This is a genomic window from Clostridium yunnanense (assembly GCF_016595795.1).
Classification (GTDB): domain Bacteria; phylum Bacillota; class Clostridia; order Clostridiales; family Clostridiaceae; genus Clostridium_AR; species Clostridium_AR yunnanense.
In genome coordinates this window covers 127512-153601 of the sequence record NZ_JAENHN010000046.1, presented here as the reverse complement: position 1 = coordinate 153601, position 26090 = coordinate 127512, and the positions used below count along the sequence as shown (strand labels likewise).

Annotated in this window: 18 protein-coding genes; 17 read left to right on the top strand and 1 reads right to left on the bottom strand. The window is 33.5% G+C overall.

The window, feature by feature from the left end:
- Positions 1–133: 133 nt before the first annotated feature.
- The 9 genes from JHL18_RS26495 to JHL18_RS16910 all read left to right on the top strand — a co-directional run bounded on the left by JHL18_RS26495 (position 134) and on the right by JHL18_RS16910 (position 11305).
- Complete coding sequence (locus tag JHL18_RS26495; protein WP_200271394.1) at positions 134–826, top strand: response regulator; 693 nt, start codon at positions 134–136, stop codon at positions 824–826.
- A 4-nt stretch (positions 827–830) separates the two neighbouring features.
- Entirely contained in the window at positions 831–1883 is a 1053-nt protein-coding gene (locus JHL18_RS16945; RefSeq protein ID WP_200271392.1) for a sensor histidine kinase, read from the top strand.
- A gap of 202 nt (positions 1884–2085) precedes the next feature.
- Positions 2086–2220 carry a transcriptional regulator gene (locus JHL18_RS16940; protein ID WP_200271390.1) on the top strand — a complete coding sequence of 45 codons (135 nt, stop codon included), beginning with the start codon at positions 2086–2088 and terminating at the stop codon, positions 2218–2220.
- Entirely contained in the window at positions 2210–3376 is a 1167-nt protein-coding gene (locus tag JHL18_RS16935; RefSeq protein ID WP_200271388.1) for an alpha/beta hydrolase family protein, read from the top strand. The genes JHL18_RS16940 and JHL18_RS16935 overlap by 11 nt, the downstream gene beginning before the upstream one ends.
- 517 nt (positions 3377–3893) lie before the next feature.
- A complete protein-coding gene (locus tag JHL18_RS16930) occupies positions 3894–4814 on the top strand; it encodes an ABC transporter ATP-binding protein (RefSeq protein ID WP_200271386.1) in 921 nt (306 codons plus the stop codon).
- 1 nt (position 4815) lies between these two features.
- The gene (locus tag JHL18_RS16925; protein ID WP_200271383.1) at positions 4816–5652 is read left to right on the top strand and encodes an ABC transporter permease; all 837 of its coding nucleotides are present in this window, start codon (positions 4816–4818) and stop codon (positions 5650–5652) included.
- Between the two features lie 253 nt (positions 5653–5905).
- Complete coding sequence (gene fliB / locus JHL18_RS16920; RefSeq protein WP_200271380.1) at positions 5906–7063, top strand: flagellin lysine-N-methylase; 1158 nt, start codon at positions 5906–5908, stop codon at positions 7061–7063.
- A gap of 500 nt (positions 7064–7563) precedes the next feature.
- Positions 7564–10266, top strand: a complete 2703-nt coding sequence (locus JHL18_RS16915; protein ID WP_200271378.1) for an ATP-binding protein — start codon at positions 7564–7566, stop codon at positions 10264–10266.
- A 415-nt stretch (positions 10267–10681) separates the two neighbouring features.
- Positions 10682–11305, top strand: a complete 624-nt coding sequence (locus tag JHL18_RS16910; protein WP_243277914.1) for a GNAT family N-acetyltransferase — start codon at positions 10682–10684, stop codon at positions 11303–11305.
- Between the two features lie 158 nt (positions 11306–11463).
- Here JHL18_RS16910 and JHL18_RS16905 read toward each other — a convergent pair whose 3' ends face one another.
- The gene (locus JHL18_RS16905; protein WP_200271374.1) at positions 11464–12714 is read right to left on the bottom strand and encodes an AraC family transcriptional regulator; all 1251 of its coding nucleotides are present in this window, start codon (positions 12712–12714) and stop codon (positions 11464–11466) included.
- Positions 12715–13125: 411 nt separating this feature from the next.
- On the opposite strand from JHL18_RS16905, the gene JHL18_RS16900 reads away from it, so the two are divergent.
- The 8 genes from JHL18_RS16900 to JHL18_RS16865 all read left to right on the top strand — a co-directional run bounded on the left by JHL18_RS16900 (position 13126) and on the right by JHL18_RS16865 (position 26075).
- On the top strand, positions 13126–13950 hold the full coding sequence (locus JHL18_RS16900; protein ID WP_338025477.1) for an SDR family NAD(P)-dependent oxidoreductase: 825 nt from the start codon (positions 13126–13128) through the stop codon (positions 13948–13950).
- Positions 13951–14004: 54 nt separating this feature from the next.
- Complete coding sequence (locus tag JHL18_RS16895) at positions 14005–16308, top strand: glycoside hydrolase family 2 protein (RefSeq protein ID WP_200271370.1); 2304 nt, start codon at positions 14005–14007, stop codon at positions 16306–16308.
- A gap of 302 nt (positions 16309–16610) precedes the next feature.
- Positions 16611–18020 carry an MFS transporter gene (locus JHL18_RS16890; protein WP_200271368.1) on the top strand — a complete coding sequence of 470 codons (1410 nt, stop codon included), beginning with the start codon at positions 16611–16613 and terminating at the stop codon, positions 18018–18020.
- 356 nt (positions 18021–18376) lie between these two features.
- Positions 18377–19186 carry an SDR family NAD(P)-dependent oxidoreductase gene (locus tag JHL18_RS16885; RefSeq protein ID WP_200271365.1) on the top strand — a complete coding sequence of 270 codons (810 nt, stop codon included), beginning with the start codon at positions 18377–18379 and terminating at the stop codon, positions 19184–19186.
- Between the two features lie 122 nt (positions 19187–19308).
- Positions 19309–21111 (top strand): family 43 glycosylhydrolase, encoded by a 1803-nt coding sequence (locus JHL18_RS16880; protein WP_200271362.1) that lies wholly within the window; start codon positions 19309–19311, stop codon positions 21109–21111.
- A gap of 35 nt (positions 21112–21146) precedes the next feature.
- The gene (locus JHL18_RS16875) at positions 21147–21992 is read left to right on the top strand and encodes a sugar phosphate isomerase/epimerase family protein (protein ID WP_200271360.1); all 846 of its coding nucleotides are present in this window, start codon (positions 21147–21149) and stop codon (positions 21990–21992) included.
- Between the two features lie 132 nt (positions 21993–22124).
- The gene (locus JHL18_RS16870; protein WP_200271358.1) at positions 22125–24380 is read left to right on the top strand and encodes an alpha-L-rhamnosidase; all 2256 of its coding nucleotides are present in this window, start codon (positions 22125–22127) and stop codon (positions 24378–24380) included.
- 399 nt (positions 24381–24779) lie between these two features.
- Positions 24780–26075: a glycoside hydrolase family 1 protein gene (locus tag JHL18_RS16865; protein WP_200271356.1), complete on the top strand. Its 1296-nt coding sequence runs from the start codon at positions 24780–24782 to the stop codon at positions 26073–26075.
- Positions 26076–26090: the final 15 nt, after the last annotated feature.

Genomic DNA, 26090 nt, shown 5'->3' with positions numbered 1-26090 from the left:
AAAATCTCTTTGGAAAAGTCTCATAACAAGGCATAAAAGAGGTTGATATATTTGATAAAGCTAAAGGCTCCAGTTAATCTATAATTTTGACTGTGGAAGAGAAAGCTTATTGAAGTAGCTCGGAGGTGCAAAAGTGCAAAAAAAGATATTAGTTGTAGATGATGATAAAGATATAGTAAAACTAATAGCAAAGAGTTTAAGTTATGAGGGATTTGAAACTATTTCAGCATGTTCTGGGAAAGAAGCCTTATGTGCATTGAAAGAAAATCACATTGATTTCATAATTCTTGATATAATGATGCCTGGTATGGATGGTCTTGATGTGTGTAGAAGCGTCAGAGAATCTTATAATGCTCCAATTATGTTTTTAAGTGCCAGGGATACGGATATTGATAAAATCGTTGGGCTCGAAGTAGGGGCAGATGACTACATGACAAAGCCTTTTAGTATTCAGGAACTTACTTCCAGGATAAGGGCTAACTTCAGAAAAGTTGACAGGCTTTTTAAAGAGTGGAATGAACTTAGTCCCGATAGAGAAAGTATTGATTCACCTCTAATTTTGAATGATAAAACCTTTGAAGCATTTCTAAATAACAAAAAGCTTAATTTATCAACAAAGGAATTTCAAATATTGTCCATGCTTATGCATAACTCCAATAATGTATTGACTCGTGAGCAGATATATGAATATATATGGGGAGACGAGTACGGAGAATTAAATACTGTAACGGTTCATATAAAAAATATCCGTAAGAAACTTGGTCCTGAATATGACTTTATTAAAACAATTTGGGGCGTTGGATATAAGTACAAGGAAGGAGAATAATAGCATGAAACTGAAAATAAAGCTTCCTCTACTGTTCCTGTTGATGTTTATATTTTTTATGGTTTCAATTGGAATTTATTTGAAGTTTATCTTTGCAGAATATCCACATATATCTAGTTCATTATTTAATCCCTCATATATAGGAGTACTCCTTCCTATATTGGCTATTGCCTGTTTTATATTTATTATTTTGATTATGTATATTAATTTTTTTATAGAAAAACCCATTGGACTGCTTAATAGAAGATTGGAAAGAGTAAATATTGTGCATCCATTGCCACCACTTGCATTAAGGAGTAATGATGAAATTGGAGACCTTTATAAGCACTTTAATAAGATGGAAAAGAGGCTCCAACTAGCACACAAAGAGCAAACGGATATGATTTCTGCTATTGCTCACGATCTAAAAGCACCATTAACATCTATTAGCGGTTTTGCTGAACTGTTAGCTATGCAAAAGGGGCTATCAGAAAATGAAAAACAGGAATATTACGAGTTGATTCAAAAAAAGTCAAAATATATGGCTGAACTTATCAATGACTTTATAAGTTTCACCAAAGAAAAACAGGATTTAGAATCCATGATATTGAAACAAGTTGATGCATCGAAATTATTTGAAAACATTGCTCAAGAGTATGACTATGAGTTATCAGGACTTAACTGTGAGCTTGCTTACAAGCATTTATTCACGGAAAATATAATGCTTATGGTCAATGAAACTATGATAGGCAGGGTCTTTGGTAATCTCTTCAGTAATGTTATAAGATATGGAGGAAAAAAAGAGTTGAAAGTTTATATGACTGGATACTCTAAAGGATCTTATGCCTATTTTAAAATTGAGGATAATGGCACTGGAGTTCCAGATAAGGATATACCTTCACTATTTCTTAAATTTTTTACTGTTGATAAATCGCGGCAAATTGAAAACGGTGGGATAGGGCTTGGGCTTGCAAGCTGTAAATCAATTATTGAATATCATGGTGGAGAAATATATGCATATTCTTCTGAGTATGGCGGTCTTGGGATAAAGTTCAGCCTTCCGCTTTCAAAAAACTAATATTATTTTTCTACAATGAATTAAAGGTCAATGCTGGTTGAAAGTATAGAATACAGCAGTGGCCTTTTTGTTCTTTATTTCTTTATAATTTTTTATATTCTTTTTATAAAGATTTATTTTCCTTTTAGGCCTGATTTATTTTTATATCTTAAAATTTACTTGTAGCTTAAAAACAGCAAGTAAACTGATAGGAGGAAATGATATGGTAGAGAAGCAAGCTCACGGCACTGACATAGATAGGTGCTACTATTTCGAAACATGCAACCTTGTACTTAATCAGAGAAGGACTGGAGTAACTAATACAACTAGAGAAGGAGGATACTACAATGTCAATTGAATTCAGCCGTTGGCCAAACAACTATATGATGTCATATCAAGTAACTAAAGCCTTAGGAATGGCAAGTCTTGGTGCTACTGACGTCACCGAAATTTATGAGGCATGCAAAAAAATAGATCCAAATGATAAGGAATCATGGCATAGAGAATGGCTTATAACAGCAGAGGCCTTGGAAAAGCATGGCAAGGAGGCAGAAGCTGTTGGAAACTGGTATACAGCACGTAACTGTTACATTCGTGCGTTGAATTACTACAGAATAGCTGAATATGCTGTGATGGATAATGACACCGAAAAAATGCGCATATTTAGGAAAGTAAATGAACTTTTCGAAGCTGCCGGAAATTACTTCGATGTCAAACCAGAGAAAATCCAAGTAGACTATGAGGATGTTAAGTTGGATGGGTACTTTTTTTCACCTTCATGGATAAAAGGTCCGAAACCTACAATTTTGGCTCTCAATGGTGGTGATGAATGGTCAGTTGAGAACTATTTCTGGTTAGGACCAGCTTTTATTTCCTGTGGATATAACTTTATGGTTTATGATCAGCCTGGAACTGGTCTTTCAATGTACGAAAAAGGAAAGGGGAGACGAGCTGATAGTGAGGCTTTTCATTCAAGAGCAATCGACTTTCTTCTAACTAGACCAGAAGTTGATCCTAGCAAGATTATTGTTCATGGCGAGAGCTTTGCGGCATATGACTCTCTTAGATTTGCTTCCTTCGACCACAGGATTGCTGCTGTCATCTCTGACGGAGGTACCCACGCATTCGACTGGGAAGCAATGCTAAAATGGATGCCACCTAGTTTGGCTGCCCATGGCATGAGAATACTTGGTGCAGAAAGCTTGGATGACTTTGCGGGAAATCCTCGTTTTGCCTACAATCTAGAAGGTGTACTTCATCAGATAGAATGTCCTCTTCTTGTTATGCATGGTGCGGAAGAGATATTAGTTCAGCCAAATCCACTAACACAAGCTCTTAAAAATTACGAGCAGGCTGGTTCAAAAAATAAGACATTCTTCGCTATAGAGGATAGAAGACTTGGTGGATTAGAACACTGCCAGGTAGATAACATCAATGTGCTACATGAAGTAGCTCTGAATTGGCTTTGCTCCATTGGTCTTGGTCCTTCTGCACCTAGACCAAGTGACTGCTAGAATGTTTTTAAGTTGATTAGAAGGTGGAGCTTATAAAACTTACATTAGTTACAGTTGAAACTATAGTTGTTAGAAAGCATGTAGCGAGATAGTTTAATTAAAGAAGATTTAAATAATTATCTTAAAGAGTTAAATGATGCAGTAATAAGAGAGCCAGTTGTAATTGCATTAAATTATAATTAAGATAAATTTCTTGGAGTGTAAGTTTTAGTATATATTAGTGAATTAAAAGATATAATTTGATATAAAAGGAATACTTAGAGCTATAAGAGCTTTGAGTATTCCTTTTTTCTATTTTGAAGAGATGATAAAGAGTATGAAACAATTTCTAAAAAATAGGATAACCAATAGAACAAATTCTTTATGATATTGTAAAGTGATTAAAATATAGATTATAAGACATAATTATTTATGTACTATTTTGCTATAAAACTAATTATGATAATAGTTAAATGGAGTATTAATGTGTTCCTTTAATAATATAACTTGGATATATTCCTATGGAGGGGATGAGAAAATGAATCCGATAATTGAAGTTAAGAATTTCACTAAAAGATATGGTGATTTTACTGCTGTCGATGATATTTCTTTTACAGTGGAGGAGGGAAGTATCTTCGCTTTTTTAGGGCCTAATGGCGCTGGAAAGAGTACTACCATAAATACTCTGTGTACAATATTTGATAAGACATCTGGTACACTTATAATAGATGGAAAAGATGTTGCTACACAAAAAAGTCAAGTTAGATCAACAATTGGAGTTGTGTTCCAGGATTCAACCCTAGATTCAAAAATGACCATTGACGAAAATCTTAAAATGCATTGTGTGTTTTATAATGTTCCCAAAAAAGAAGTTGAGGAACGTATCCAGTTTGTTTTAAATTTAGTTGATTTATTGGATGAAAGAAAGAAGCTAGTAGGTGCTTTGTCAGGTGGAATGAAACGTCGTGTAGAAATTGCACGTGGGTTAATTCACTATCCAAAGGTTTTATTTCTTGATGAGCCAACAACAGGGCTTGATCCACAAACAAGGTCTCATATTTGGGAGTATATCGTGAAGCTTCAAAAGGAGAGAAATATAACTATTTTTCTTACCACTCATTATATGGAAGAAGCAGAAATATGCGATAAGATCGCAATTATAGATGGTGGAAGGATAGTGGCTCATGACACACCCTATGCTTTAAAGAAAATGTATACTAAGGATAAGGCATATATCACTACAAAAAATGAACCTGAACTTGAAAAATTGCTAATAGAATTTAAAATGAATTACGAGAAAAAGGATGGCTACTACAAGGTTGATGCTGAAAATACTAATATTTTATTGAAAGTCCTAAGTCTACAAAAAGATGTAATTACTGACATTGAAATAAAAAAAGGTACCTTTAATGATGTTTTCTTAGAAATAACCGGAAGAAAAATTAGGGAGGAAGCATAATATGAATACTGTATTTGCATTATGGAAAAGAGGCTTGAAGGCTTTTATAAGAAATAAAACAGGTTTAATTTTTTCACTTGTGTTCCCATTTTTCTTTGTTTATGTATTTGGTGCTATTTTTAAAATTAACTCAATAGAAAATCCTATTGCATATATGCTCTCTGGAGTTATTATAACAACAGTGTTTGAAGGTTCACTTAACTTGGCCTCATCCACTGTTGATGATATGGTAAGCGGCTTTATGAAAGAGGTTTTAGTTTCTCCTGCAAAAAGAATAAATGTTGCCCTGGGGCAATTATTATCAGCAGCAACCGTCTCCACCATACAAGGGTTAATGATACTAATTCTTGGATTATTTATAGGTATAAAATTTACCTCATGGATAACGCCACTTTGGGTTCTTTTAGCTATGATTAGTGTTGGAATTGTTTTTTCTGGTGTTGGATTATACTTAGCGACTATTGTACGAAATGGTCAAACCTTTCAGATAGTTAAAACTGCTGTAACTATGCCCTTAACCTTTGTATCAGGAGCGTATATTCCAATATCTATGCTACCTGATACTCTTAGGTATTTTTCTTATATTAATCCAATGACCTATGCAACTGCTTTTTTCCGTATGGTTGTTTTAGAGAAAACTAATTTAGCACCTGAAGAACTTGTGAGACAGGGCTTAGCAATCGAAATTAACGGATTTATTGTTACTCCTATTATGTCTTTTGCTATCATTATTGCTATAGGCATCATATTCCTAATATTAGCTACTAATTCATTTGTTAAAACGGATTTTTCTCGCTTAAACAGAAGTTCAAGTGATGCTAGTGCATTGTGGGGTTAATAAAAGACAGGTTCTATATTGCACTATAATATAATGTTAGACACAACATTTTTATCTATAAGGAATAACACAATGATACTAAAGGAATAACTACTTCGTTATAATAAATATGTAGATAATGCATATATCCAAATAAAAATTATATTTTAAGTGCCAAGGGCTCTTCTAAAAGTCCTTGGCACTTGATGATATCATAAATAGATATTAAAATTAAGAAATAGCTTTAAAAATATAATTTAAGATGAGGTAAAAAATGAAGATTCGAGTGCCAGATTATTTTAAAGAATTCAAATGTATAGCCTCAGAGTGTGAAGATACATGCTGTGCTGGCTGGGAGATTGTAATTGATGATGAAACACATAGTAAATATCAAAGGGTAAGTGGAGATTTTGGAAAAAGACTACGGGATAATATAGTGAACCGTGATGGAGAGAATATATTTGTATTAAAAGGTGATGACTGTGCATTTCTAAATGAAAGTAAGATGTGTGATATATATACTGAGCTTGGAGCTGACAGCCTTTGCTATACTTGCAGGCAGTTTCCGAGATATACTGAAGAGTTTGGAGGCTTACGTGAGATAGGGATATCACTATCTTGTCCAGAAGCTGCTAGAATAATATTAAGAGACAACAAAAAGGTAGAGTTTGAAGTGAGTGAAGTTGAAGAAGAAATCACTTCATATAATGACATTAACGCTATGCTTTTTATTTATCTTTTGCAAAGTAGAAAGATAGTTTTTGATATACTTCAAAACCGTGATATTGTTCTAGAGGATAGAGCTTCTTTAATTATCAAGTTTACTAGCGAAATTCAAGCAGTAATAGATGAAAATAATATAATGGCAATAAAAGCTGTAAATGAAAAATACTTAAACAATGACATTAGAAATGAGATTATTAATAATTTAAGTAAGTATAAAGGTAAGGGGCATATCAAATATAATAACATATATGAGTTTTTTAAAGTCTTCAAAGAATTAAAACATATAAACTCTAAGGATCCTTTAGGCTTACATAAGGTATTAAAGCATTTTTGGCAGTGCAATAGTGATGCAGAACTTTATTTAGATAAACATAAACAGTTTAACCAGTATTATAAAGATAAGATGTACAAGTTTGAAAATCTTTTAGTTTACTTTGTATTTAGATATTTTATGAAAGCAGTTTTTGATTATGATGTATCTGCAAAGGTAAAGACAGCAGTGGTTAGTTATTTAATGATTAAGGAATTATTTGTGTTTAGATGGATGGAAAGTGGACAAGTTACTGATGAAGATGCAGTAGATATAATGCATATGTATTCTAAGGATGTTGAGCATTTAGAGGAAAATATAGAAAATTTGGCGGAGATATTTGAAACTAATGATGTGTTCAATTTGGATGGGGTTTTAAGTGTGTTGATGAACTAAAAAGTTCCTATATCGGTACTTACTCTCCTCTCAGAACCCAGAGGAGTTCTGAAAATAGATTTCGCATTGAAGTGGTTCATCTTTATATAGAGTTCCTAGCTCAACTATTAATTTATACATGCCCGATAATCCGCAGAAGCCGGGATTTTCGAACAAGTATAAATTAAGTTTCGACATAGGAACTCTTTAACAAGTAATCCTACAAAAAAGAATAATATACCATATAAAATGTGCTGCCTAGCCTATGCTTAGTGGCACATTTTTTTACTGCGTCTAAGCTGTATATATAACAGCACTGTAAATGAGCCTCAGAGATTGGCAAGTAAGATTATTTGTCTTCCATGATATAAGGTTAAATAAAAAAGTTATAAGTTATAGAAGATATATTATGTAATAATTTAAACATTATAGTAGAAAATTACACTTGACTTATGCTATTATCGACTATGAAGTAGAGCCTGGTTCACTAAATATGTTTACTTATTACTGGAGGTAGGAAAGTGGATAATTATATAGTTAACAAAGCACAAAGTCCAGCTATTATTATAGAAAACGGAATAGTGAGATATATTAATGATTTATTTATTGAATTGACGGGTTTTAATAGAGATGAGTTAGTGAACAAGGCATTATTTACTGTATGGAATGATCTACTGCGGGTTAATATTGATTACGATTTAAGAGAAGAGAATAGTGAAGCTATCATATTTACGAAGTCACTTGAAGTTAGAATTATGTATATACAAGTAGTAAAGGATGGAAACCAGCAGATTTATTATTTTAAAGAAAAACCAAGCTCAAGGTTAGAAGACAAGTTTATGTATTTATATAAACTTGCTCCTATGAATAAAAATGGAGTAGCAATCTATAGTTTTCCAGAACTTATACTTCTTAAGGCTAATCAAAGGTATTTAGATTTTTATGATTTGCCCTGTGGAACTTCTGAAGCTATGTATGGTAAGCAGATGGGGCAATTTAATGAAGGTTGGAAACACTGTCCTATAGAAAATGTTTTAGATAATTTAATAAAGTCAGGTATTACGCAGGAAATAAAAGAATATAAGCATCACAGCTTTGTTAGAGGCGTAACATATTGGGATATGATGATAACCCCCATAAAAGAATACGGGGAGATTAAATATATAATTGTAGATACTCAAGAGGTAACAGATAGGGTTTTTAGTCATATACGACTTGAGGAAAAAAACAAACAGTTGAAGCTGATTTTGGATAGCATAAGCGACAACATTACGATTATAAATAAAGATGGCAGATACATTGAGGTAACAGATAGCATAAATGAGAAATTTAAGAATGACGGAAGAACCTATAAAGAGGTCTATAGTGAAATAGAGGTTTATGATTGTGATGGTAATGTGATTCCGTTGGAAGAAACCGTTGTTGCAAAGGTTTTAAGAGGAGACAAGGTAAAGAATTATAAGACCTTAGCTATTATAAAAGGAAAGAAGGTTTATCTAAATCATAATGGAGTAAGTATATTTAATGATGATGGAGAACTTGAACTAGGTATTATTATTTCGTACGATATTACCGAATCCATAGAAAAAGAAGAACAAATCAAGGAACAGAAAAAATTATTGGAAGCTGTTGTTGAGAACATGGCTGATGGTCTTTCAATATTTAACAGTAAAGGTGAGTATATTTTATTCAATAAAGCTGCTAAGGATATGATTTCACCATCATATAAGAACCTTGATAAAGTTGGTGATGGTTACTATCAAGCTAAATACTATGATGAAGAGGATAATATTATCCCCAATGATTCAATACCTGCGCAAAAAGTGATTAGAGGAGAGAGTTTTATTGGAATGAGGATGAAAGCCGTATTTCCAGATAAAGTGCTTCATATATCAGTAAGTGGGACTTCTTTATATGACGATAAAGGCAATTTTTATATGGGGATACTGTGTAGCCGTGATATAACAGATTCGGTTAACAAGGAGCAAATAATAAAAGAAAAAAAAGAGCAGCTAGAAATAATAATGGAAAATATGGATAGTGCATTTTTTATATTTGATAAGAATGGTAAGTACGTATTTGTAAATAAGGCTGCACGTGAAAGAGTAGGTCGTTCCTTAAATAAAGTTGGACAAACATATGAGTTTATAGCTTATTATGATATCTATGGTAATAAAGTTCCATATGAAGATACTCCAAATTACCACGCATTGAATGGTAAATCAGTTAGTGATATGGTGATACTCATGAAAACCCCTGATAAAGAGAGCTATATGAGTGTCAGTGGTTCTCCTATATTTGATGACAAGGGAAACCTGATCTATGGTATAGTAACAAGCCATGATGTAACTGATTTAATTAATTATCAAAAGGCTATAAAGCTTCAAGAACAACAGTTACTAAAGGCTGAAATAGATAAAAGATATTCGTTAGAAAAATCAATAGAAATGAAAGATGATTTTCTCTCACTTATATCCCATGAGTTCAGAACTCCACTTAATGTTATTAATTCAGCTATTCAGGCTATAAACTATTTCTGTGTAGATAACTTAGACGAAAGAGCTAAAAAGTATTTTAAGATGGTTCAACAAAATACCTATAGGCTTCTGAGATTGGTAAATAATTTGCTGGATATAACTCGTGCAGATGCTGGAAGAATCAAGATAAAGAAAAAGAATCTTGATATTGTTTTTCTAACGAGATCGATTGTAGATTCAGTAGATACCTATGCAATGCATAAGAGAATAAAGCTTATTTTTAAAAGTAGCTTTAATGAAAAAGTAATAGCAATTGATGATGAAAAATACGAACGTATCCTGTTAAATATTCTTGCTAATGCTGTTAAATTTACTCCTGAAGGTGGAGAGATTAATGTGAAAATGCAGAGTAAAAATGGATTTATTTATATAGAAGTAAAAGACAGCGGGATAGGTATACCAAAAGATAAATTAGGTACTATATTTGAAAGGTTTGAACAAGTAGATAGTTCTTTCGCCAGACAATCAGAGGGGACAGGAATTGGATTATCCTTAGTTAAGAGGTTTGTAGAAGCGCTTGGGGGAAGTATAACTGTTAAAAGTAAAGAGAATAAGGGAAGTACCTTTACTATTCTAATTCCAAAAGAATTAGTGAGTGAAGAGGTTGACGAAGCTACTGGTACTGATTTACTAAACAATCGTCTTGTGGACGTTACAAATGTTGAGTTTTCTGATATTTATTTTTAGATATAACGCAATAATTTTTATTGATGTATAGAATAAGGAACAAGAATTTATTTAATATAGATTTTTAATGTTGGTAATAACAAGTGTTTTAAGAATATTGATTTTAAATTAAAAAGAGAAAATATATATGATAATTTAAGGTGTGCTACCTAGCCTGTGCTAGGTGGCGCATTTTTGTTTGTGAACTAAGTGCGAGGTTGTTCTAATAAAAGTCGGATGGTATTATATGTAAGTAGAAAAGTTCATTTTTAAAAGAGCAGGTGAGTATAATGAGGAGAATATTTTATTAATTAAAATTATGTGTTTGAGTGTTTGGATGGGATAAAGATTCTGATTGAAATATTATTTCAGAATTATAAGGTTAAGATGGTTAGTGCTGTGGTTTATTCTCAGTAACTTGAAAGGAATGATAATTATGTGTAAAAGTGAAATTATGACCCCAAACAATATAAAATCTAAAAAGGTTTTTACAATAGATTGCAAAGATGTAGTTCTAAGAGAGTTTCAAATGGAAGATTTAGATGCGATATATAATATTACGTTGCAGCCTGAAATAGAGGAGTTTCTGCCAGATTGGATAGCTACCAAGGAGCAACGTAGAGAATGGTTAGTTAAGTATGAAATTAAGGAGAATAAAGAGTTCTTGGATTCAGTACCTAATATAGCTAACATTAGAAATCGAGTTCTAAGATTAGGAGTAATATTGAAGGACACCAATGAGCTAATCGGCTGGATTACGTCTGGTTTAAAAGAGGAATTACCACCACCAAATAGAGAAATCGGATACGCTATATCAAAAGACTATACTTGTAAAGGATATGCAACCCAAGCTGCAGAAGGTCTAATTAAATACTTATTTGAGAATACAAATACTAAGGTATTAAATGCCACTGCATTAACATATAATAAACCTTCAAATAAGGTAATACAAAAATGTGGCTTTAGGTTAATGGGGACTATGAATATTGAGGGAAAAGATTTTTACTACTATAAACTCAATAAAAGTGATTGGGAAAATAAAAGTAAAGAAGTCAAATAAAATCTAAAGTTATGATTAAGTTTATGTTCAAAGTTAAAAGAATTAATAACTGCTATTAAATGGAATATTTAATTTATGACACTTTTATAGCTTAATAAAAACAACTAAGATAGACCGCTAAAGTCTATCTTAATTTTATTTTTTTCAGTGTTTTAGATTTAGCTTTTGTTCTTTCTATATTCTGAAGGCGTCATTCCTTTAAGCTTCTTAAATACCTTTGTAAAGTAATTAAGATCATTAAATCCAACCATATAAGCTATATCAGTTATAGATATACCTTGATTTTCCATGATGTATACTGCTTCATTTATTCTTTGGATATTAATATATTCTGTAATATTTTGTTTTGTTTCTTTCTTAAACTGTCTAGATAGCATAGTAGAGCTAACATCTAAAGCATTTGAAATGGCATCTAGGCTAAGATCACCATCTAGATTTATTCTTATATATTCTATAGCCTTTTGTGTAAGATAATTAAAATTTTTCAGTGATAGCTTTTTTACAGCTTTGCAGTACTCAGAAGGCATCTTCATAATTAGTTCTGATAGCTGATTAGAGGTAGTGGTTTGCTCAATTTGCACTGCATATTTACCTGACATACTGTGAATATCCATAGGGGGAAGCCCACCTTTTTCTGATGCCTTTCTGAGGAGTGTGTTTAACACAAAAGCTAAATTTTTTCCTGTGCGTAGTGGATCATTAGGAACTCGATCTTGTAAATCCCGTGATGTAATAGAAGATTTTTCGAACATTTCTTCAATTTTTTCAACATTCCCAGTTTCAACAGCGTGAAGAAGATCGTTTTCATTTTTGTAAATTTGTTCAATACTATCTATAGATTTTTCCGTAGTTTTCTTTAAGGCATCACGTGAAATTGGGGTGTCAGTGTCAGTTTGAAAATCATATTTTTTATCTTCTATAGTAATACTATGAGACTTAATAAATTGGATATTCAGCGCACTATAGGATAGTGATTCAGCAATAATTCTAGCTTTATAGGTACTTATTAGCGGAAGAGAAAGATAATATTGTTTAATTGTGTTCTTTAGGGAAATTGAAAGCTTATTTTCAAAGATTATATTTTCAATCATTAATATATTAGGTTCTTCAATGAGATAAGGTCCTACAACAATACTGCCAAGAAATACGTTGTTACTACATACTTTAACGGAGATAAAGTTGGTCATGTAAGAGGTTGAATGCAGCAAGGCGTCGACACTGGAATTACTATCATGAAGACTTAATAACTGATTCACACTTTTCCAATAAGGTCTTAGTATTTCTGGTACCTGAGTATGTCCATATTCAAATAGGACATTTGAGGAAGAATCTATAAAAGTAACATCCATATTGGTAAGGTTAAGTGTAAATTTGCAGATTTTTTCAATTGAAGATATATATTCAGACATTTAAAGACACCCTTTCACTTTTGTAAATTACATACAGTTAATTCGGTTCTATCCAATAAAACTAAGTGATACTTCTGTTAACTATTAATATTAATAGTTTTTCATCTGTATGGTTAATTTAGAACTAGTTTATCAATATTATAACCTATAATCTGCAGTGTTGAGAATAAGCGAAGGTTAAAATATTACTAAAAAAAGCGATATATTACGAGTGTATAAAGATATTTTAATATATCATTGATTTAAAGAGTCGCTGTTATATTGATGGTAAAGATCTAATCTGAAATCGTTCTTACTTATAAAAATATCATGAGATACAAATTTACTTAAATATTCAGTATAGGAATGTGTTGAATTCTAGACTTTATTATTTATCCTTACAGACGGCTATAAAATAGATGAATACTGGGAGTGAAAGGACAAGATATGAAAGTAGCAAATAAAAATATAGTAGTTACAGGCGGGGGAAATGGCGTAGGGAGAGAGTTAACTCTAAAGCTATTATCCAAAGGTGCAACGGTCATAGCAATTGATGTAAACCAGTTTGCACTTAACGAAACATTTAGAATATCAGGTAAAAACCCAAATTTATTAATTCGAGTTTTAGATATTACAGATAAAGAGTCTGTATTTAAATTTGCAGAGGAAACTATTTCATCATTAGGTCACGTTGATGGCGTTATCAACAATGCAGGTATAATACAACCTTTTATCGATTTAAAAGATCTAAAATTTGAGCAAATTGATAAAATTATGAACGTTAACTTTTTTGGAACTTTGTATATGACTAAGGCGTTTTTAAACCATTTATTGACTAGACCAGAAGCTCATATAGTAAATGTTGCAAGTATGGGAGGATTTTTTCCTTTCCCAGGACAGAATTCATATGGTGCCTCAAAGGCAGCAGTAAAGCTAATGACTGAAGGTTTATATTCAGAATTATTAGGGACAAATGTACATGTTTCTCTTGTGTTCCCAGGCGGGATAGCAACAGATATTATGAAAAATTCAGAGATTACAGATAAGTCTGCCTCAGATTCGGAGAAAAACTCTAAGTTATTATTATCACCAGCATCGGCAGCTTCAAAAATAATTAATGGCATGGAAAAAAATAAGTATAGATTCTTTATTGGAAAGGATTCTAAGCTTATGAACTTTATGTACGGTGTTAATGCAGGTTTTGCAACCAGGCTAATCAAACGTGCCATAGGTTCAAAAATGACTATGGAGGCTTAAAAGATTAAAAGAATGTGCACTTAAATTTCACTGATAATAAGGAGAGAAAGCTCTATGAGAAGGGTTATTAATATTAACGATGATTGGAAGTTTATAAAACAGGACAAAGAGCAGCCAATTGATAAAGATTATAACGATGAGAAATGGGAGATTCTAAACCTGCCGCATACATGGAACGCTATAGATGGCGCAAATGGGTGTGATTTTTATAAAGGGACATGTTGGTATAGAAAAGTGTTTTCTGTTGATGCATTATCTGTGGGAAAGAAGGTTTTTATAGAGTTTGAGGGTTCTAACAGTATTACTGATGTATACGTAAATGGTAAACTCTTAGGTCAGCACAGAGGCGGATACTCTACCTTCAGATTTGATATTACTGATGCTGTGGAATACGGAAGTAAAAACCTATTGGCAGTAAAGGTTGACAATACTGTAGTAGACGATGTATATCCTCAGATGGCTGATTTTACTTTCTATGGAGGAATTTATAGAGATGTAAATATTATAATTGCTGATAAGGTACATTTTGATCTTATGGATTATGGCTCAAAAGGAATATATATAGTCCAAGATGAAGTAACCGAGGAGAAAGCTTCACTGGCTATAAAGTCAAGATTAGTAAATGCAAATGAAGAAGAAAAGAAAGTAAAGCTTTGGGCAGATATTTATGATTCGGAAGGCAAAGTCGTAACTTATGTAGCGAAAGAAGTTATAATACCTTCTGGTGAAACAAAGGAAGTTGACATGCCTGTTATAATAGAAAAGGCAATACTATGGAATGGAAGAAAAAATCCTTATTTATATGAAGTTAAAGTTTCTATCACAAGCTATAATGACAGAATTGACGAACTTTCAATTCCTTTTGGGGTAAGATACTTTAAGGTTGATGCTGAAAAAGGCTTCTATTTAAATGGTGAACATCTTGCCCTAAAAGGTGTTTCAAGACACCAGGATAGAAAAGATATGGGATGGGCAATAACAGAAGCAGATCAAATAGAAGATATGGAACTGATCAAGGAGATTGGAGCTACTTCAATAAGGCTTGCTCATTATCAACATAACCAAATTTTCTATGATTTATGTGATAGGGAAGGTATGGTAGTGTGGGCAGAAATACCATTTATATCAACTATGTCAAAGGAAGAGCTTGAAGGTATAAACGCAAAACAGCAGATGACAGAATTGATTAGACAGAACTTCAATCACCCTTCAATTATGTTTTGGGGAATACAAAACGAAATACAAATCGGTGGTGAAAGGTCTGAGGTAAGGAAGCTAGTAAAAGAACTTAATGAGCTCACTAAAAAAGAAGATCCAACAAGATTATCTACCATGGCAAATGTTGCTTTTGTAGATGAAAATGATGAGTATAACTATATTACTGATATATTAGGATATAATCAATATTATGGATGGTATAGTGGTAAAGCGGAGGATTTTTCAGAATGGATTGATAACTATCATAAGGTTAATCCTAGCGTAGCTTTATGCATATCTGAGTATGGTGCCGAGGGGATTGTGCAGTATCACAGCAGCAATCCAGAGGTAAAGGATTATACAGAAGAATATCATGCTTTACTGCATGAAAAGGTTTGGAATATTTTTAAAGATAAATCTTTCCTTTGGGGAACCTATGTGTGGAATATGTTTGACTTTGGTGCAAATATAAGAGACGAAGGTGGAGTAAAGGGAAGGAATAATAAAGGTCTTGTAACCTACGATAGAAAGATCAAAAAGGATGCATTCTATATGTACAAGTCACATTGGAGTGACGAGAAATTTGTTCATATAACAAGCAAAAGATTTTTAGATAGAATTGAAGATAAAATAACAGTAAAAGTTTATTCAAACTGCAGTATAGTGACTCTATATGTAAATGGAGAAGAATTAGAAACGAAAGTAAATGATGATAAAGTGTTTATTTTTGAAGATGTCATTCTGAAGGATGGAATAAATGTGCTTAAAGCTGTAGCTCAGTGTGATGATATTAGGTTAGAGGATTCTGCATTATTTAACAAGGTAAATGAGAAAAATACAAGTTATGAGGCCCCTGTGGATGACAAGGGGAAATCAGCAGAAAATTGGTTCCAGATGCCAGAGTTAAATGATGTGGAAGTGGAGGCTATAGAGATTTCTGATGAGGTATATTCAACTAGATGCACCTTTGGAGAACTTATAAAGAATGAAGAAGCTAAAGCTGTACTTAGAAAGTATCTAGGAAAGCTTGATGAACATCCTTCTTTTGCTATGACCATGGGTATGACAATAGACAAAATATCCGCATTAGCAAAGGAAATTTATAATGAAAAAATGATGTATGTACTTAACAGAGATTTAAGTAAAATTAAGAAATCTTAGATAGAGAAAAGAGGCTCTAAAACTATAAAAGCCTCTTTTCTTCTAGATAAATAGTAGAGAGTTCTCGACTCAACTACTAATTTATACATACCTGTGAATATCAAACAAGGATAAATTAAGTTTAGATATGTGAACCCTTTATAAGAAAAACATCTGAAGATTACATTTACAAAGGCTTGATCAGGAAAAATTTGATTGATAATATGTATTTTACTATTTTAGGCAAGATACTACGAGAAAAAGAAAACGATTTAATATATTATTTGAGTATAATATCTAACAAATAAGAGGGGGAAAATATAATGAGTACAACTTCAGTTGTAAACGATAACGAGAATTATAGTAAACTTAAATTTAGTGAGAAATTGGCTGTTGTTATGCCAGGAACACTGGGAACTTTTCACTCACAAGTTATTCAAATGTTTCTTCTTTTCTTCTATACAGACATGATGGGAATAAGTGCAGCTTATGCAGCAGGACTATTTTTGTTTATCCGTGTTTTTGATGCTGTGGCAGCACCAGCATTCGGGATCTTTATTGATAAGATAGAGACACCTTGGGGAAAATATAAGCCTTGGTTCATAGGTGTTGCTGTATTCGCTGCAGTTTTTGGCTGGCTTACCTTTACAGACTTTGGCTTAAGTGGCAATGCAAAGTTAATATATGCTACAATCACTTATTTTCTTTATAGTACCTTTAAAACACTTGAAATTGCTCCACAAATGGCTATAGTTCCTGTAGTTACAAAGAGAATTGATGATAGAATATCAATGAATCAAATAGGATATTTTTTGATGATGATATCAGCAATGGTTGCAAGTGTTGCTATACAGCCTTTATATAAAAAATTAGGAGGAGGCAATGGCGCTAAAGGTTTCTCGATAATCATGGGAACAGTTGCAATATTTACTATGTTAATTGCAGTATTTCAAGTATTTCAAGTAAAAGAAAGATATGCTGCACAACCTAAAAAAGATGAAAAAGCACTTTCACTTAAAGAAATGTTTTCTGCTTTGATTTCAAATAAGACCGCACTTATAGTATATGGATATATACTTGGATTAAACTTATCAAATGGGTTCAAGGCTACTCTCTCTATATATTATTATAAATATTATTTTAATAATGAAGGGTTAGTGGCTATAGTAGGATTACTTAGTATGGTTCCAACTTTGATTGGTGTAGCATTAAGTGGACCTATTACAAAACGTATCGGAATTAGAAACAACCTGGTTATGGGGTCTATTATCTCTGTAGTAACAACATTTGTACTTATAGTAGTTCCACCAACTAAGGTTGGATTAATAACATTCATAGTATTATATGTTGTCGCAGGATTATTTTCTGGAATTTCAACTCCTGCTTCAGGTACGATGATGCCTGCTGCAATGGACTATACTGAGTGGAAGACTGGTAAGAACATAAATGGGTTTATGGGGTCACTTCAGGGATTTTTGCAAACCTTTTCTACTGCTATATCTGGGTCCATAGCTGCTACAGCTCTGTCAATTATAGGGTATGTAAGTGGGGCAGCTCAACAAAGTAGCGCTACAATTACTGGTATAAAGATATTAATGAGTATTGTACCTGCAATTATAATGTTATTAACTCTTGTAGTAATAAAGTTTGACCTTACAGAAGAAAAGCAGGTTCAAATTACAAAAGAACTTGCTGAACGCAGAAAAATAGCTGAAGCAAAAGCAGAAATTTAGAATAACTAAGGTATTTGAGATGTAAAAATTTTTGAGTATTGTACATAGTGATAAGAGCTTTGTATGATACTCATTTTCGCATATTAAATAACAATAGTCATGAAAGACTAAGTTTATTATGGTGAAAAAGTTACTATTTTACGCAAAATAGTACGAGAGCTTAAAAAGGTTTTGGTATAGTATTAAAATGAAAGATTAATATAGCTACTTCAAGCATTAAACTCCAAATAATGATTTAGGCGGTTCTATGAATCTATATTAGGATAAATTTTAATGTAAAGTGGTTCATCTTTAAACTCACTGTTAGGTGAATAGTTTGATAAAGAGGGAAACTAAAAATAAATGGAGGTAATGAGATGTTAGATTTTAGTAGTGTAAATGGGAAAGTAGCAATTGTTACAGGTGCAAGTAAAGGAATTGGTGAAGCAATTGCCAGATGTTATGCTGAACATGGTATGAAAGTAGTTTGTGCAAATAGAGATCCTATCCGTGGAGAGGAAGTGGCAGATTCCATAAGGAAGTCAGGAGGTGACGCAGTATTTCTTCGCACAGATTGCAGCAAAGCAGAAGATATCAAGGCTCTTGTAGAATTTACTGTTGAGTATTATGGGAGATTAGACGGGATTGTAAATGATGCTGGTATAGGAATGGGTGGCAATCCACTTCATGAATACTCACTAGAAGACTGTGATAAGATATTTAACCTTAATTTAAAAGGTGTATTTGCAGGAGTAAAATATGCGGCAGAAGAAATATTTAAAAGTAAAGCAGAAAATGGGTTTATCATTAATGTTGCATCAATAGCAGGAATTATGCCTCAACGTGGACAGGCATTATACACAGCAACTAAGTTTGGTGTTGTTGGGCTTACTCAATCTGCTGCTCTTGATTATGCACCATACAATGTAACTGTGAATGCAATTTGTCCTGGTTATACTGAAACACCTATTTTCGATGGAGCACCAGAACAGGCAAAGCAATATTTTATAAATGATTGTCCAAGTGGAAGAATGGGAAAGGCAGAAGAATGTGCATATTTGGCACTATTCCTTGCATCTGATATGGCTAGATATATTAATGGAGCTGTAATTCCAGTAGATGGTGGATTATCAGCAGGAGCTAAAAATGTAACTATGTGGAAGCATCCGGAAATATTAAGTAAATAGTGATTAAAATTATGCCGCCTGCCAGGTTTTTCTCATATATATTCGGAAAGGCAGATGCGCAAAAAACACACTGTAGAAGATCGTTTCATTGACTTTTATATAAATAAAGGAGGTGCTAGGAAATGAAACAATATTATTGTAATCCTTTAAATATAGATTATCGTTATCAGTTTAATAAGAGTATGCAGAGCCATGGAGTTATAGAGGTAGCTAGAGAGGCTGCTGACCCATCTATGATTTTCTATAAGGGAAAATATTATATTTTTGCTTCAATGACGTTAGGGGTATGGGTGTCTGAAGATATGGTACACTGGGAAAACCACAAGTTACCAGAGAACTTACCACTTTATGATTATGCACCAGATGCTAGAGTTATAGGAGATTATGTATATTTCTGTGCTTCTAAAAGAGAAGAAAATTGTAATTACTACCGTACAAAGGATATTCTAAATGGGCCATATGAGGAAATACCAGGAACTTTTAGTTTCTGGGATCCTAATATGTTTTTGGACGATGATGGAAGACTCTACTTCTATTGGGGGTGTACCAACACAACACCACTTTGGGGTGTGGAACTTGATCTAGTGAGCCTAAAACCAATTGGAGAAAAAAAAGGTTTGATTTACGGAGATGTCTATACCAAGGGGTATGAGCGTATAGGTGAAGATAACAACATCATGCCAGTATCTGGAGAAGAATTGGAGATGCGTTTTCAAGGTTTCTTAAAATCCAAAGAAATTAAAGAAGATACTATTTCCCCTGAACTACTACCTTTATTAAAAGGTTTTCTAAGCAATGCTCCATATATTGAAGGGGCTTGGATGGATAAGTATCAAGGAAAGTATTATCTACAATATGCTTGCAATGGTGCGCAGTACAATGTTTATGCAGATGGTGTATATGTATCAGATAACCCACTTGGGCCTTTTGTTTTAGCAAAAAACAATCCATATTCTTATAAACCAGGTGGTTTTTTGCCAGGAGCTGGACATGGGTCTACTATGAGAGATTGGTTTGATAACCTATGGCATTCAGCTACAATGCGTATAAGTGTAAACCATCAGTTTGAGCGTAGGGTTGGAATATGGCCTGCTGGTTTTGATTCTGACGGAGAATTATTCTGCAATCAAAGATATGGTGATTGGCCTTTGAGAGTTGAACAAGGAAAGTTAGATCCTTGGAGAAATCCAGAGTGGTATCTCCTAAGCTATAACAAGGCAATGACAGCGTCTTCTTATGAAGAAGGAAAGGAACCAGAAAGAGCTGCAGATGAAAACGTTCAGACTTGGTGGAGAGCGGATTCTTCTCAGCCTGGACAGTGGCTACAGATGGATTTAGGAAAAGAGTATGATGTAAGAGCTGTACAGATTAACTTTGCAGATGACAAGATAGAAATTCCAATTCCAGGTGAGATACGAGGTACTACTCAAGCGAGGTATATTGAAGAGGTAGATCAAGTAACACGCTGGATTCTAGAAGGATCTTTAGATGGAAAAGAGTATTTTACATTAGAGGATAAGTCAAAAGTGGATACTAATCTACCACATGATCTAGCAGTTAAGGACAATGGCATAAAGTTACGTTTTCTAAAACTTACAATACTTGAAATTCCTTATAATCAGAAGCCGTGCATTTCCGGGCTTAGAGTTTTTGGCATTGGTAATAGTGAGAAGCCGGCAGCACCTGAGTTTAGTGCAGTAAGAGTAAGTGATATAGACATGGATGTTACTATTAAGGATAACGGTGCAGTTGGGTACAATATTTTATGGGGACATGAACCAGATAAGCTTTATCATAATTACATGATTTTTGACACAGAGAAGCGAGTTGGTGCTCTTGTAAAGGGACAAAAATATTATGTAAGAGTGGATGCCTTTAATGAATCAGGTATAACAGAAGGCTGGACAACACAGGTTTTGCAATAGAAAACCATAAAAAATAGAATGGAGAGTCGAAGAGTATGACCATAAAGGCGGTGCAACAATTTCAGCTTCGGACAGTTTTAGGAACGGAGAAAAAAGCTCGTGACACCTTGCAGCTAGTAGAAAAATCAGGATATAACGGCATAGAACTCAATGGATTTATGATAAAGAAGATGCCAATGGTTGTTCGTATGCTTACTAGAATGGCAGGAATGCCTATGGGACGTAGCGGAAATCTTGAGTGGAAAAGGTTAATGGCAGAATCAAATTTAAAAGTTGTCAGTGTTCATGAGGATTTAGGTAGTATTTTAAACAGAACACAGGAAATCATTGATGAAGCAAAAGCTTTTGGTACAGAATATGTTGTAGTGACAGGAATGCATCATTTCGATTATTCAGATAAAAAAGCAGTTTTAGAACTTATAGACAAATTAAACTATGGAGGGAAACTGCTTGAAGCAGGTGGGATACATTTTCTCTACCACAACCACAATTGCGAATTTCGTAAGATAGAACCTGAAAAAACTGCTTATGATTTGATTATAGAAAATACAGATCCGAGATATGTGAACTTTGAATTTGATTCATACTGGCCCACTGAAGCAGGAGTTGATGCCCTGGATTTAATGGAAACTCTTGGTGAAAGGATGAGGCTTTATCACATTAATGATAGAGGGACAAGAAGAACTGGAAAGACAGGCTCCATTTTGAAGTCTGATAGTATGGAATTAGGATATGGAAATATGAATCTGATAGCTATGATTGAAACTGCAAAAAAGTATGGAGTAGAAGCTATTATTCTTGAAAGTCACAAGAATTGGGTAGATAAATCACCAATAAAATCATTTCAAGTAAGTGCAGATTTTTTAAATAAATATGTTTAAAGATGTACCCGTTCGAACAGAAACCTATTTTAAAAACTCTCACAAGTTCTGGTAAGAGAATTTTAAATAATAGATTTAATTACGAAGGGATATATCTATAGAGCTAGAAAGTAAAAATACCAGGAGGTAAACATGGAGGAATTAAGAGGGCATTTTATTAAATCCCAAAAGGAATATAAAGAAGGTGCTGTCAGTGTTTTCAGACAGCAGATAAACGTAAAAAATATCAGAAAAGCAACATTATTCATTACTGCACTTGGTATCTACGAAGCGCAGATAAATGGTAAAAAAGTAGGAAATCAGATGTTTGCACCTGGTTTTACCTATTATCATAGAGATTTGCAGTATCAGACATACGATGTGACAGAACTGTTGGTGTCAGGTGAAAGTCAGTTACGTGTATACTTAGGACAGGGGTGGTATTGTGGTAGGTTTACCTTTGATAATAAAGTGCAGATTTATGGAGATCAAGCTGCTGTTTCCTGGATACTTCAGATAGAACATGAGGATGGAAGTGTATTGACCTATACCTCTGATGAAGCCCAGGTTGTTGAGGTAGACTCTCCATATGAGTATGCAGGGTTTTATGATGGGGAAGTTTATAATGGAGACGGAAATCTGAAGGGGATAGAAAAGGCAATTGGAACACCTATAAAATATGAAGGGAAACTTCCAGAGGTAATAGAAGAAACAATCCTTACAGTAAAAATTCAGGAAGAAATGCCTGTAAAGAAAGTAACTAAGCAAGGCGATGTGATAATTTTGGACTTTGGACAGAATTTTGCAGGTGTTGTGGAAATTGATCCATCTAAGATTAAAGGAAACACCATAAAGCTACGTCATGGAGAGATATTAAATACTGATGGCAGCCTTTATACAGAAAACTTAAGAAAGGCAAAAGCAGAGATAATTTATCATAAGGGAAGAGAAACAGAAAAATATCGTCCTAAATTTACTTATATGGGCTTTCGCTACATAGAGGTTTCTGGTACGGAATATGTAGATGGAATGATTACAGCGTATGCTCTTTATAGCGATATGAAGCGCACAGGATATTTCTCATCTAGTAATAAAATGGTACAGCAATTATACGAAAATCAAATTTGGGGACAGAAATCTAACTATATTGAAGTGCCTACAGATTGCCCACAACGTGATGAACGTATGGGTTATACTGGGGATGGTCATGTATTTGCTCTCACCGGAAGTTATAATTTTGACACAGAAGATTTTTGGAAGAAGTTTCTTAAAGATATACGCTATAGTCAGATGGATAATACAGAAGGGTATATAGGTTCCACAATTCCGGCAAATGGACCGGGAGGAATTGGCTTTCTTAATATGCTTGGATGGGGAAACGCCGTAACTATACTTCCAGAAATGCTTTACTGGCAATATGGGGAAGAAAAGCATCTTATAGACCAATATGAGAGCATGAAGCTTTTTGTGGAGGCAGAAATCCGAAAAATGGGAGATGCCAACTTATGGCTTGGCGCTAATTTAGGTGACTGGCTGATGCTTGGAAAAGACGTAAAGTGGATGGCAATGCATAACAATCCAGTTTCTAACTCATTTATCATACATGATTTAAAAGTGCTATCTGATACTGCAAAGCGTCTTGGAAAGATAGAAGACGCAGAAAGATACAGCATCCAGCTAGAGAAAACTCGAAATGCATATATTAAAGCCTTTATATTAGAAGATGGAAAGATGACAGATGACTATCAGGGAGCCTATATCATGGCCTTAAAGTTTGTGCTTCTAGAGGTAGGACTAAGAGAAAAGGTTTTAGCAAAGTTGATAGAGCATATTCGTATTAATGGAATGCAGACTGGGTTCTTTGGCACTGAACATATTTTACCTATATTAGCGGAGGCAGGTGAGAATAAGCTTGCCTATGATCTGTTGCTACAGGAAGGTTGTCCGGGTTGGATGTATCAAATAAAATGCGGTGCTACTACTACCTGGGAACGATGGAATGCTCTTATGCCAGATGGAAAAGTAAATGAAGAAAAAATGAGTAATGACAACATGGTATCCTTTAACCATTATGCCTTTGGCAGTGTGGGAGAATTTTATTATCAATATATTCTTGGTATAAAACCATTACTTCCAGGGTATAAAAAAGTGCTTATATGTCCAAAAGTAGATGAACGTTTAGGAAGTGTTTCTGGTTCTTATGAATCCAGAGTAGGATTAATAAAGGTTTCATGGGAATTTGTTTCACAGTCTTTTGAAAATAATGAAGTGGAAGATAAAGAGAAGAGCGTTAAGTTTACAGTAGAAACACCTGTGGAGGCAGAAATCAGGTTACCTGATGGATCGATGTATCAGGTGTCAGCAGGGACTTATCAATATGAGATTAGTTTGTCAGTAAATTATATATAGACCAGTTACAAACAAGAGCTAACAAAATAATTTAATATATCTTTGGCTGCTGCGCAATTTGAACATATTTATTTTTGCACAGCAGTTACTTTTTTGTAGAAATATCAAAATCTATCTTTAGGTACTACAAGTTATTTTTAATGATATTTAGATCTTATAGAATGCAAATAGGTTATCTATATAGGAGTTATTACACAAACTAATAACTAAAGTTTAAAACTTATAGTACGAAATTTACGATTTAGAGCAAAATAATGCGAGAAGTTGAAAAGGGTTTAGTGTAATATCTTAATATAGATAAATTAAAAAAATATGAGAGTTATAAGAGGGTACAATCAAAAAGTAAACCTATACAAAAAACAGTAAAACATTATCAATATATTTGTGGAGGAATTGAATATGAAAAAATTTAATAGAAAGTTTATGTTCGGGGCAGCTACTGCAGCTCACCAAGTAGAAGGAAATAATAAAAACAGTGACTTCTGGGTACTTGAAAATATACCAGGATCATTATATAAAGAAAAATCTCTAGATGCTGTTGATCATTATAATAGATACAAAGAAGACATCAAGATACTTGCAGATGCAGGCTTAAACTCATACAGATTTTCATTAGAGTGGGCAAGAATTGAACCATCGAAAGGTAACTTTGATAAGAATGAGATTGAACATTATAGAGATATGATAAATTTCTGCCATGACAATGGAGTAACACCTATTGTAACCTTACACCATTTTTCATCACCAAGATGGCTGATTTCAGAAGGTGGATGGGAAAGTGAAACTACCGTTGAGTATTTCGGTAGATACTGTAAATATGTTGTTTCAGAACTAGGAGAACTAATGCCATATATTTGTACCATTAATGAAGCAAATATGGGGGTACAAATTGCTAGAATTATGAAAGAGTATCAAGCTAAGATGGCTAAAGCAACCAAGGTTCAATCAGCAAATGCAGATGTTCAAGTTGGAATCAATGTTGATAGTCAAAGCTCAATGGAGAAATATTATAGAGCTGCTGGAGAAGCCTTTGGAATAGATCCAAGAAAACTACACACTTTTCATGATCCTAGAACTGAGCACGGTGATTTAATCATAATGAAGTGCCATGAAAAAGCAAGAGAAGTCATAAAGGAAATCAATCCTGAGATAAAGGTAGGACTAACTATGTCACTTTATGACTATCAGGCACAACCAGGTGGAGAAGAACTTGTGAAGAAATTGTGGGATGAGGATTTTCTTCATTATCTGCCATATATCCAAGAAGATGATTTCTTTGGAGTTCAAAATTATACTCGTAAGGTTTTTGGACCAAATGGTAAGATTGAACCAGATGAAAATACTAGATTAAGTGAAGTTGGCAATGAATTTTATCCTTTATCCTTAGCTGGAGTGATTAGATTTGTAGCAAAGCATTGGAAGAAGTCTATTATTGTAACTGAACATGGAATAGCAACAAGCAACGACAAGGATAGAGTAGAGCTAATAGAAGAGGCAATAGCAGGCTTATATGACTGTATTGAAGAAGGTATTGATGTTATCGGATATATGCACTGGTCATTGCTTGATAACTTTGAATGGCAATTAGGATATACGCCAAAGTTTGGTCTTATAGCCGTTGATAGAGCAACTCAAATCAGATATCCAAAAGAAAGTCTTACTATTTTAGGAAATATGAGTAATTCTAGATTTTAAACTTTTTGGCTAAAA

Excerpts from the sequence above, each read along its gene's own strand:
- JHL18_RS16945 (WP_200271392.1), top strand. The coding sequence starts at position 831 with ATGAAACTGAAAATAAAGCTTCCTCTACTGTTCCTGTTGATGTTTATA.
- JHL18_RS16940 (WP_200271390.1), top strand. The coding sequence starts at position 2,086 with ATGGTAGAGAAGCAAGCTCACGGCACTGACATAGATAGGTGCTACTAT.
- JHL18_RS16935 (WP_200271388.1), top strand. The coding sequence starts at position 2,210 with ATGTCAATTGAATTCAGCCGTTGGCCAAACAACTATATGATGTCATAT.
- JHL18_RS16930 (WP_200271386.1), top strand. The coding sequence starts at position 3,894 with ATGAATCCGATAATTGAAGTTAAGAATTTCACTAAAAGATATGGTGAT.
- JHL18_RS16925 (WP_200271383.1), top strand. The coding sequence starts at position 4,816 with ATGAATACTGTATTTGCATTATGGAAAAGAGGCTTGAAGGCTTTTATA.
- fliB (WP_200271380.1), top strand. The coding sequence starts at position 5,906 with ATGAAGATTCGAGTGCCAGATTATTTTAAAGAATTCAAATGTATAGCC.
- JHL18_RS16910 (WP_243277914.1), top strand. The coding sequence starts at position 10,682 with ATGTGTAAAAGTGAAATTATGACCCCAAACAATATAAAATCTAAAAAG.
- JHL18_RS16905 (WP_200271374.1), bottom strand. The coding sequence starts at position 12,714 with ATGTCTGAATATATATCTTCAATTGAAAAAATCTGCAAATTTACACTT.
- JHL18_RS16895 (WP_200271370.1), top strand. The coding sequence starts at position 14,005 with ATGAGAAGGGTTATTAATATTAACGATGATTGGAAGTTTATAAAACAG.
- JHL18_RS16890 (WP_200271368.1), top strand. The coding sequence starts at position 16,611 with ATGAGTACAACTTCAGTTGTAAACGATAACGAGAATTATAGTAAACTT.
- JHL18_RS16885 (WP_200271365.1), top strand. The coding sequence starts at position 18,377 with ATGTTAGATTTTAGTAGTGTAAATGGGAAAGTAGCAATTGTTACAGGT.
- JHL18_RS16880 (WP_200271362.1), top strand. The coding sequence starts at position 19,309 with ATGAAACAATATTATTGTAATCCTTTAAATATAGATTATCGTTATCAG.
- JHL18_RS16875 (WP_200271360.1), top strand. The coding sequence starts at position 21,147 with ATGACCATAAAGGCGGTGCAACAATTTCAGCTTCGGACAGTTTTAGGA.
- JHL18_RS16870 (WP_200271358.1), top strand. The coding sequence starts at position 22,125 with ATGGAGGAATTAAGAGGGCATTTTATTAAATCCCAAAAGGAATATAAA.
- JHL18_RS16865 (WP_200271356.1), top strand. The coding sequence starts at position 24,780 with ATGAAAAAATTTAATAGAAAGTTTATGTTCGGGGCAGCTACTGCAGCT.